An 8,742-nucleotide genomic window follows, 5' to 3' on the forward strand; every position below is an offset into this window, starting at 1 on the left:
GTGCGTGTCCTGGGCGTCGATCCGGGGCTGGGTCGCACCGGCGTCGCCGTCGTCGACGGAGGACCGGGATCACTGAGGTTGGTGCACAGCGCCTGCCTGAGCACGCCGGTCGGCGTCGAGGACGCCGAGCGTCTTTTCCTGCTCTCCGGGTTGATCACCGCGGTTGTCGCCGAGCACCGGCCGGCCTTCGCTGCCGTGGAGCGGCTCTTCTTCTCGACCAATCGCAGCACGGCCATGCGGGTCAGCGAAGCACGCGGCGTCCTGCTCTGTGCGCTGGCGGGCGCGGGGATCCCTGTCTTCGAGTACACGCCGAACGAGGTCAAGGAGGCGGTGGCCGGCTACGGTGCAGCCCGTAAACCGCAGGTGGAGCGGATGACGAGGCGGCTGCTGTCGGTGGAGCGGATCGACGGACCGGACGACGTCGCCGACGCCTGCGCCATCGCCATCTGTCACCACCACCGCGCGGCGCTCACGCTTCGTGTCCGCGGTCAGACCGTCCGAGCCCCGCTCAGCGCGCTCGACAGCGCCGTGGCCGCAGCGCGGGCGCGGCTGGGGGCAACCGCGCAGTGATCGCGCTTCTGCGTGGCCAGGTGGCGTGCGTCGACGACGATGTGGTCACCCTTGACGTCAACGGGGTGGGCTACGCGGTGCAGTGCCACCTGCGGACCGCCGTGGCGCTGCACGGCGCGGCCGCGGACGTCACCTTGCACGTGCACACGTCGGTGAGCGCGGAGGCCATCCGCCTGTACGGCTTCACCACTGCGGAGGAGCTGCGCCTGTTCCGCCTGCTCATCGCCGTCGAGCGGATCGGGCCCAAGGCCGCGCTCGGCATCCTCGGCCGTGCCGACCTCGCCACCATGGTGCGCGCCCTGCGCAGCGGTGATGCGGCGATGGTGGCGACCGTGCCGGGGATCGGCCTCAAGACCGCGGAGCGGGTGGTGCTCGAGCTGCGCGACAAGCTCGGCGGCCTGGCGCTGCCGGGCGACCGCAGCACACCGGTGGAGGCGGCCGCGGAGCAGGCGATCCGTGCCGCGGTCGACGGCCTGGCCACGATGGGCTTCCGTGAGGCCGCTGCCCGCGATGCCGTCAAGGCCGCCGTCAGCGACGGCACCGAGCCGCTCGACGTTGCCGCCCTGGTGGCCGCGGCGCTGCGCCGCCTCGATATGGTGGCGGCGGGGTGATGGACGAATCGCGGGTGGTGACCCCGCTCGAGGTGGAGGAGGAGCACGCCGCCGAGGTGGCGCTGCGTCCGCAGCGCCTCGAGGACTTTGTCGGCCAGGCCGGCATCCACGAGCAGGTGCGCGTCCTCGTCGAGGCGGCGCGCGGTCGTGGCGAGGCGCTTGACCACATCCTTCTCTACGGGCCGCCCGGCCTGGGCAAGACAACTCTCGCGCAGATCATCGCCACCGAGATGGGCGTGCAGGCGCGGCTCACCTCCGGGCCGGCACTCGAGCACCAGGGCATGCTCGCCTCCATCCTCACATCGCTCAACGACCGCGACGTCTTCTTCATCGACGAGGTGCACCGTCTCAACCACGCGGTCGAGGAGGCGCTCTACCCCGCCATGGAGGACCTCGCGTTCGACTTTGTCGCCGGGCGTGGCGCCGGCGCGCAGACACTCCGTCTCAGCCTCAACCGCTTCACCGTCATCGCCGCGACCACCCGTGCCGGTGCGCTCGGCGGCCCTCTGCGTGACCGCTTCGGGGTCACCTTCCGGCTCGACTACTACGACGTCGGCGAGCTCACCGACATCATCCGGCGCAGCGCGCGCCTGCTGAAGATCCCCATTGACGATGACGGTGCAGCTCTGCTCGCCGCGCGCGCACGCGGCACGCCGCGCGTCGCCAACCGGCTGCTCCGCCGTGCCCGCGACTACGCGCAAGTGCGCGCCGCGGGCCACATCGACGTCGCCGCCGCCACCGCGGCGCTCGACATGCTCGGCATCGACGCCGCCGGCCTGGACGAGATGGACCGGCGCGTCCTCGCCGCCCTGTGCGGGCCGCTGCGCGGCCATCCCGTGGGCGTGCAGACCATCGCGGTCAGCGTCCAGGAGGAGCCCGAGACGATCGAGGACGTCGTCGAGCCCTACCTCATCCGGCTCGGGATGCTGGCGCGCACCCCGCGCGGGCGGGTGCCGACCGCAGGCGCGTACCAACACCTCGGTCTGCCGGTACCCGCCGGCACCGTCGGGGCCGACGACACCCAGTCCTCGCTCTTCGCGTAGCCACGCCATGGCCACCGTGAAAGATCCGGCACGCGACCGCGCCCGCGCGCTGCCCACCGACATGTTCGACTACGTGCTTCCCGCCGGCAGGATCGCCCAGACACCGGTGGAGCCGCGCGACGCGTCCCGGCTGCTCCACGCCGAGCCGGGCGGCGGCCTCTCCGACCACGTGTTCACCGACCTGCCCGACCTACTCCGGCCCGGTGACCTCCTGGTGGCCAACGACACGCGGGTGCGAGCGGCGCGCCTCCGTGGGCGCGGCGCCGACGGCGGCAAGGAGGAGGTCCTGCTGCTGACGCGCCTGGACCGCGACCGTTTCACGGCGCTGGTCCGGCCGGGCCGACGATTGCACGACGGTGCGCGGGTCTCGGTCGGCGACGCCCTGTCCGTGACAATCGCCGGCCCCGCGCCGGGGCACCCCGGGGCGCGCGTGGTCAGGCTCGATGGCGACGGCGATCTCGAGGCGCTCATCGCCCAGCTCGGTGAGGCGCCGCTGCCTCCGTACATCCGCACCCCGCTCGAGGACGCGCAGCGCTACCAGACCGTGTACGCGGCCGGTGCACCCGCCTCCGCGGCGGCGCCGACCGCGGGCCTCCACTTCACATCCCGGGTGCACGAGGCACTGGCGCAGCGCGGGGTGGGATGGACGGCACTCCAGCTCGACGTCGGGCTCGGCACCTTCGCACCGATCACGGTCAGTGACGCGCGCACCCACCGCATGCACGCCGAGAGGTGCATGCTGCCGGCCGCAACCGCGGCGACCATCACAGCGGCGCGCGCCGGCGGCGGGAGGGTGATCGCCGTGGGGACGACGGTGGTGCGCACCCTGGAGTCCTTCGTCGACGGCGTGGGCGCGCTCCACCCCGGCACGGTGTCGACGGAGCTGTTCATCACCCCCGGTCATCGCTTCGGCGCCGTCGACGGCCTGCTGACCAACTTCCACCAGCCCCGTTCATCGCTGCTCGTGCTGCTCGCCGCGTTCCTCGGTGGTGACGCCTGGCGGAGTGTGTATGAGCACGCGCTGGCGCGTGGCTACCGCTTCCTCAGCTTCGGCGACTGCATGCTGTGCTGGCGCGGCGGTGCCCCCTCGTGAGCGCGCTGACCATCGACGCGCGGGACGGCTCGGCGCGCACGGGGCGGCTACGCACGGCCCACGGCGACGTGAACACCCCGGCCTTCATGCCCGTGGGCACGCACGCCACCGTGAAGTCGCTCGACCCCGACGAGGTGCGCGCCTGCGGCGCCGACATCGTGCTGTGTAACGCCTATCACCTGGCGCTGCGACCCGGCGTCGACCTGATCGAGCGCGCCGGCGGCCTCCACTCCTTCATGGCCTGGGACGGGCCCATCCTCACCGACAGCGGTGGCTTCCAGCTGGTCAGCCTGCGAACTGTCACCGCGGTCGACGACGACGCGGCGACGTTTGTCTCGCCCTACGACGGCGCGCGGCTACGCGTCACACCGGAGGAGGCGGTAGGCCTGCAGGCGCGGATGAACGCCGACATCGTCATGTGCCTCGACCAGCCGGTGGCCTGGGGCGCCGACGCCGCACAGGCCGAGGCCGCCACCAAGCGAACGCATCGCTGGGCCGAGCGCTGCGCAGCGGTGCACCCCGGCGATGGCAGGCTCCTGTTCGGCATCTGTCAGGGCGGTTTCGACGAGCAGGCACGCGCCGCCTCGGCCAGCCGTGTCGCCGGGCTGGACTTCGACGGGATCGCCGTGGGAGGCCTGTCGGTGGGTGAGCCTCTGGAGGTCATGGAGGCCATGACCGCAGCCTCGGTCGCGGAGCTGCCGGTAGACCGTCCGCGCTACTTCATGGGGCTGGGCACCGACGCCGAGCTGCTCACCATGGTGGCGCTCGGCGTCGACATGTTCGACTGCGTCGCGCCCACCCGGCTGGCCCGCACCGGGGCGGCCCTGACCCCCGACGGCCGCCTGCCACTGCGCCGCGCCGTCTATCGCGACGACCTCCGACCCCTGGTGGATGGGTGCCCCTGTCCCGCGTGTCGCCGGTTCTCGCGCGCCTACCTGCGCCACCTCATCGGCGCCGGCGAGATCCTCGGCCACCGCCTGCTGACCCTGCACAACGTCACCCACCTGAGCACGCTGATGGCGGGTGCACGCGAGGCGATCAGCGCAGGCCGCTTTGGCGTCTTCCGTGCGGAGACGGAAGCGCGACTGCGAGCGGCCGGGGACGGGGAGGAAGGCGCGGACGCGGCAGATGCCGGCCAGCCGCAGCGCATCGGACGGACGGTCGAGTCAGCGCGGATCCCGGGTACACTCGGCCCTCGTGGCTGATTTCTTCCTCCGCGTCACCCGTGTGCGCGTCGTCATCGTCGTCCTCATCGTGCTCGGCGCGCTCTTCATCGACGGGTACAGCATCTTCTACCGGTACGTGGTGGTTCACCAGCCGTTCCCGCAGAGGCTGACCAGCATCCCGACCATCGCCGGTCACCAGGTGACGTTCGTCAAAGGCCTCGACCTGGTGGGCGGCACCGAGCTCGTCGTCGAGGTCTGTCACGGCTTCAATGACCCGCCCAGCGTCGGTTGCCGCAATGGACCGAAGGGGCAGACGGTCACCGAGGCGCGCGACAAGACCATCCCCCTGCTCACCGCGCGCGTCAACGGCCTCGGTGTCACCGAGGGCAAGGTGTCCGCGCAGGGCTCCGACCAGATCCTCATCCAGCTGCCCGGCGTTGGCCCGGAGCAGGCCAAGGCCACCGTGGGCACCACCTCGAAGCTTCATTTCGCCACCGCCGTGCGGGGCGCGCCCAACCCCGGCGACCCGCAGTTCCTCGCCGACCAGGAGCGCCTGTACGACATCAACCAGCTGGGCAACCCCACGCTGTATCCCGCCGGCTACCACTGGAAGATCGACGACGCTCTCGACGCCAGTGACGTGACCAACGCCGACGTCGGGGTCGACTCGACCGGCGCCATCGCGGTCAACATCACCTTCAACGACGCGGGGGCGACCGAGTGGAACAAGATCACCACCGCCGCCTACGCCTTCACCCAGCAGAGCCCAACGAACCCGCCGGCGCAGGCGCACGTGGCCATCTTCCTGGACAAGAGCATCATCACCGCACCGGTGGTGCAGCAACCGTCGAGCAACAACACGCAGATCACCGGTGGCTTCACCAGCGCGCAGGCGCAGACGCTCGCCAGCGACATCTCCGCCGGTGCACTGCCTGCGGAGATCGGCAGCGTGCAGACCAACGTGGTCAGCGCCACGCTCGGTCAGCAGACCGTGCAGCGAAGTCTCATCGCAGGCGCGGTCGGGCTGCTGATCATCGTCCTCTTCATGATCGGCTACTACCGCTTCCCCGGGCTGCTCGCCTGCATCGCGCTGGTCGCCTACGGAGCCATCGTGCTGGCACTCTTCAAGGTGATCGGGGTGACCATCTCGCTGGCCGCGCTGGCCGGCTTCGTGCTCAGCGTGGGCATGGCGGTCGATGCCAACGTGCTCATCTTTGAGCGAACACGTGATGAATTACGTCACGGCCGCAGCGTGGCACCGGCGGTCGACACCGGCTTCCGCCGCGCCTTCCCGGCCATTCGCGACAGCAACGTCTCGACGATCATCGCCTGCCTTGTACTGGCCATCCTCGGCACCGACGTGGTGCGCGGTTTCGCGATCACGCTGGGCATCGGCGTCGCGGTCAGCTTCTTCAGCGCGGTCACCGTCACACGTGCGCTGCTGGCCGCCGCGCTGCGCCTGCGCCTGGGCCGCAGCCCCACGCTGTACACACAGATCCACGAGGAGTACGAAGAGAAGCCGCCGCGCGGTCGTTTCGACATCGTGCGCTCGCGCAACTGGTACTTCGCCGGTTCGCTGGCGATCATCATCCCGGGGATCCTGGCGATCATCTTCTGGGGCTTCCGACTTGGCCTCGACTTCCGTGGTGGTTACAAGGTCGACGTGGCACTCGTGCATCCGACCACGCAGGCCCAGGTGGACACCACCGTCAGGTCTGTCATCGGCAACCTCGAGCCACAGATCCAGGCGCAGGCGGCCAACCGCTACGAGATCAGCTTCCTGCCGGGTACGGCCGATAGGGGCAGTGACCCCGTCGTGGCTGTCCAGAACGCGCTCAACACGGCCTACGCCATCCCCACCGACCCGAAGACGCACAACCCCGACATCCAGGAGCAGTTCATCGGGCCGAGCGTGGCCGCCGACCTGGTGCGCAGCGCGATCATCCTGATCCTGGTCGCGTCGGCGCTGATCGCCATCTATCTGGCGCTGGCGTTCCGCCGCCAGCGCGCCATCTCGGCCTGGCGCTTCTCCGCGTGTGCGTTCTTCAAGCTGCTCCACGATGTCTTCGTCCTGGCCGGAATTTGGGCCATCCTCGGGCACTTCACCAGCCTCGGCGAGGTGGACACGCTCTTCGTGACCGCGATCCTGACATCGGTGGCGTTCTCCATCCACGACACGATCGTGGTGTTCGACCGCGTCCGCGAGAACCTCAAGTTCGGGCCGCGGCTCACGTTCGACCAGGTGATCAACCTGTCGACGGTGCAGACGATGACGCGCTCGCTCAACACGTCGCTCACCGTTGTGTTCGTGCTCCTCGCCCTGGTCCTCTTCGGTGGTGCGACGATCACGGGCTTCGTCCTTGCCCTTCTCATCGGGATCGTCACCGGCACGTACAGCTCCATCTTCAACGCCAGCACGCTGCTGGTCGCGTGGCAGAAGGCGTCGGCGATGCGCAGCGGCGGAGCGCCACCACCTGGCTCGCAGCGGAGGGTGGCTCGGGCCGCCTAGACCATCCGCGTGAACACATGAATACCGTCTCGACAGAACAGCTGATCGAGCTCGTGCAGCCGTCGCTTCGCCACCTCGGCCTCGACCTCGTCGACCTGCAGTGGCGGCCGGGACGGAGCAGCGTGCTGCGCCTGGTCATCGATTCGGCGCAGGGTGTCAGCCTCGACGACTGCGAGCGCGTCTCCCACGCGGTGGGCGCCGTCCTCGACGCCTACGACCCGATCGCCGGCCGCTACGCGCTGGAGGTGTCGTCGCCGGGGGCCGAGCGACCGCTGCGCACCGAGCTGGAGTGGCAGTCCGCGGTGGGACGCCGGGTCAATGTCCGGGTACGCAGCGGCGACGCCGAGATGATCATCGAGGGCCGGCTGCTCCACCTCGACGACAGCAGCGTGGAGGTGGAGGCCCGCGACCGCAACCGCCGCCGCCTGACGACGTTGTTCCGGGCCGACGTCATCGCCGCGCGCATCGTCGTCGACATCTGACCATGGCCGACATGGTCCCGGACCTGCTCGACGGCGTCATAGCCACGCTGCGCGAGAGCACCGCGCTCAGCGACGATCGGCTCGCCGCGCTGTTCGAATCCGCTTTCGAGGAAACCTACCGGCGGGTGATCGACGACGACAGCGCGGTGCACGCCCGGGTCGACCTGCTGTCCGGCAGCTGCACCATGTACCGGCGTGGGCCGGACGGTGAGGAGCTCGCTGTCGACGTCGCCGTGCCCGACTTCCCGCGCCAGGCGGCGCAGGCGGCCCGAGCCGCGGTGGCAACAGCGCTGCGCGAGGCCGGCAAGGACCGCGTCCTCCGTGAGGCGTCGCTGCGGCGCGGCGAGCTGATCGACACCATCGTCGACACCCATTCCGGACCGGTCTGGTACCTGCGCGCCGGCGACCTGCGCGTCCTACTGCCACCCGAGGAGCAGATCCCGGGCGAGGAGCTGGTGCCGGGCCGGCACCTCAAGGTCATGGTGCTCGAGGGGCGGCGGCGCAGCCAGGACGCCGTCGTGGTGGTGTCCCGCTCCCACCCCCAGCTGCTCCGGCTCCTCCTCGAGCAGGAAGTGCCCGAGGCCGCCAACGGCCAGGTGCTGGTGCGCGGCATCGTCCGCGAGGCCGGCCGGCGCAGCAAGGTCGCGGTGGAGGCGGCCGACCCCGCCGTCGATGCCCGGGGCGCGTGCATCGGCCCGCGCGGCATCCGCCACCAGGCGATCACCTCCGTGCTCGGCGGCGAGCAGGTCCAGATCGTGGTCTGGTCGGATGACCCGGCCACATACATCGCCAATGCCCTGGCGCCGGCGACAGTCCGGGGGGTCGAGCTCGACGAGGCCACCCGGACGGCCACGGTCACGGTCGACACCGACCAGCTTTCCCTGGCGATCGGCAGGGGAGGGGACAACGCCCGGCTCGTCGCCCGCCTGTGCGGCTGGCGGATCGACGTGGTCGCCGGCGAGTAGCGGATGACCCCACAACTGCCCCAACGCACCTGCGTGGGCTGCCGCCGGGTCCGAAGCAGGCCCGAACTGGTGCGGCTCGCCCTTGGAAGCCACGGACAGGTTACTCTTGATGCTCGCAACCAGCTTCCCGGCCGGGGAGCCTACCTCTGCGCGGACGGCAGCGACTGCCTGACGCAGGCACGGCGCCGGCGGGCACTGACGCGTTCCCTGCGGGTGGGGGAAGATGTCATCAACTACGAGGAACTGAGCGCAACCCTCGAGGCGCTCAGACAGGAGGTCCAGCCATCGCCACGGTGAAGAAGC

General features: G+C 70.6%; 9 protein-coding genes. All 9 read left to right on the forward strand.

Going from position 1 to position 8,742, the window contains the following annotated elements; all coding sequences use genetic code 11:
* Genes ruvC through JF886_RS16785 form a run of 9 tightly spaced genes read left to right on the forward strand, consistent with a single transcriptional unit; the run spans position 1 to position 8,736 of the window.
* Positions 1 to 570 (forward strand): crossover junction endodeoxyribonuclease RuvC, encoded by a 570-nt coding sequence (gene ruvC, locus JF886_RS06405; RefSeq protein ID WP_337310719.1) that lies wholly within the window; start codon positions 1 to 3, stop codon positions 568 to 570.
* The gene (gene ruvA / locus JF886_RS06410; RefSeq protein WP_337310721.1) at positions 567 to 1,181 is read left to right on the forward strand and encodes a Holliday junction branch migration protein RuvA; all 615 of its coding nucleotides are present in this window, start codon (positions 567 to 569) and stop codon (positions 1,179 to 1,181) included. Before ruvC ends, ruvA begins: the two co-directional genes overlap by 4 nt.
* A complete protein-coding gene (gene ruvB / locus JF886_RS06415; RefSeq protein WP_337310723.1) occupies positions 1,181 to 2,224 on the forward strand; it encodes a Holliday junction branch migration DNA helicase RuvB in 1,044 nt (347 codons plus the stop codon). The genes ruvA and ruvB overlap by 1 nt, the downstream gene beginning before the upstream one ends.
* 7 nt (positions 2,225 to 2,231) lie before the next feature.
* Entirely contained in the window at positions 2,232 to 3,317 is a 1,086-nt protein-coding gene (gene queA / locus JF886_RS06420) for a tRNA preQ1(34) S-adenosylmethionine ribosyltransferase-isomerase QueA (protein WP_337310725.1), read from the forward strand.
* A complete protein-coding gene (gene tgt, locus JF886_RS06425; protein WP_337310727.1) occupies positions 3,314 to 4,522 on the forward strand; it encodes a tRNA guanosine(34) transglycosylase Tgt in 1,209 nt (402 codons plus the stop codon). Before queA ends, tgt begins: the two co-directional genes overlap by 4 nt.
* Entirely contained in the window at positions 4,515 to 6,992 is a 2,478-nt protein-coding gene (secD, locus tag JF886_RS06430) for a protein translocase subunit SecD (protein WP_337310728.1), read from the forward strand. The genes tgt and secD overlap by 8 nt, the downstream gene beginning before the upstream one ends.
* Positions 6,993 to 7,009: 17 nt before the next feature.
* Positions 7,010 to 7,474, forward strand: a complete 465-nt coding sequence (rimP, locus tag JF886_RS06435) for a ribosome maturation factor RimP (RefSeq protein WP_337310730.1) — start codon at positions 7,010 to 7,012, stop codon at positions 7,472 to 7,474.
* A 2-nt stretch (positions 7,475 to 7,476) separates the two neighbouring features.
* Positions 7,477 to 8,439 carry a transcription termination/antitermination protein NusA gene (nusA, locus tag JF886_RS06440; RefSeq protein ID WP_337310732.1) on the forward strand — a complete coding sequence of 321 codons (963 nt, stop codon included), beginning with the start codon at positions 7,477 to 7,479 and terminating at the stop codon, positions 8,437 to 8,439.
* 3 nt (positions 8,440 to 8,442) lie between these two features.
* On the forward strand, positions 8,443 to 8,736 hold the full coding sequence (locus JF886_RS16785) for a YlxR family protein (RefSeq protein WP_350340573.1): 294 nt from the start codon (positions 8,443 to 8,445) through the stop codon (positions 8,734 to 8,736).
* Positions 8,737 to 8,742: the final 6 nt, after the last annotated feature.

The sequence above is a fragment of the Candidatus Aeolococcus gillhamiae genome, from assembly GCF_016464765.1.
Classification (GTDB): Bacteria; Chloroflexota; Dormibacteria; order Aeolococcales; family Aeolococcaceae; genus Aeolococcus; species Aeolococcus gillhamiae.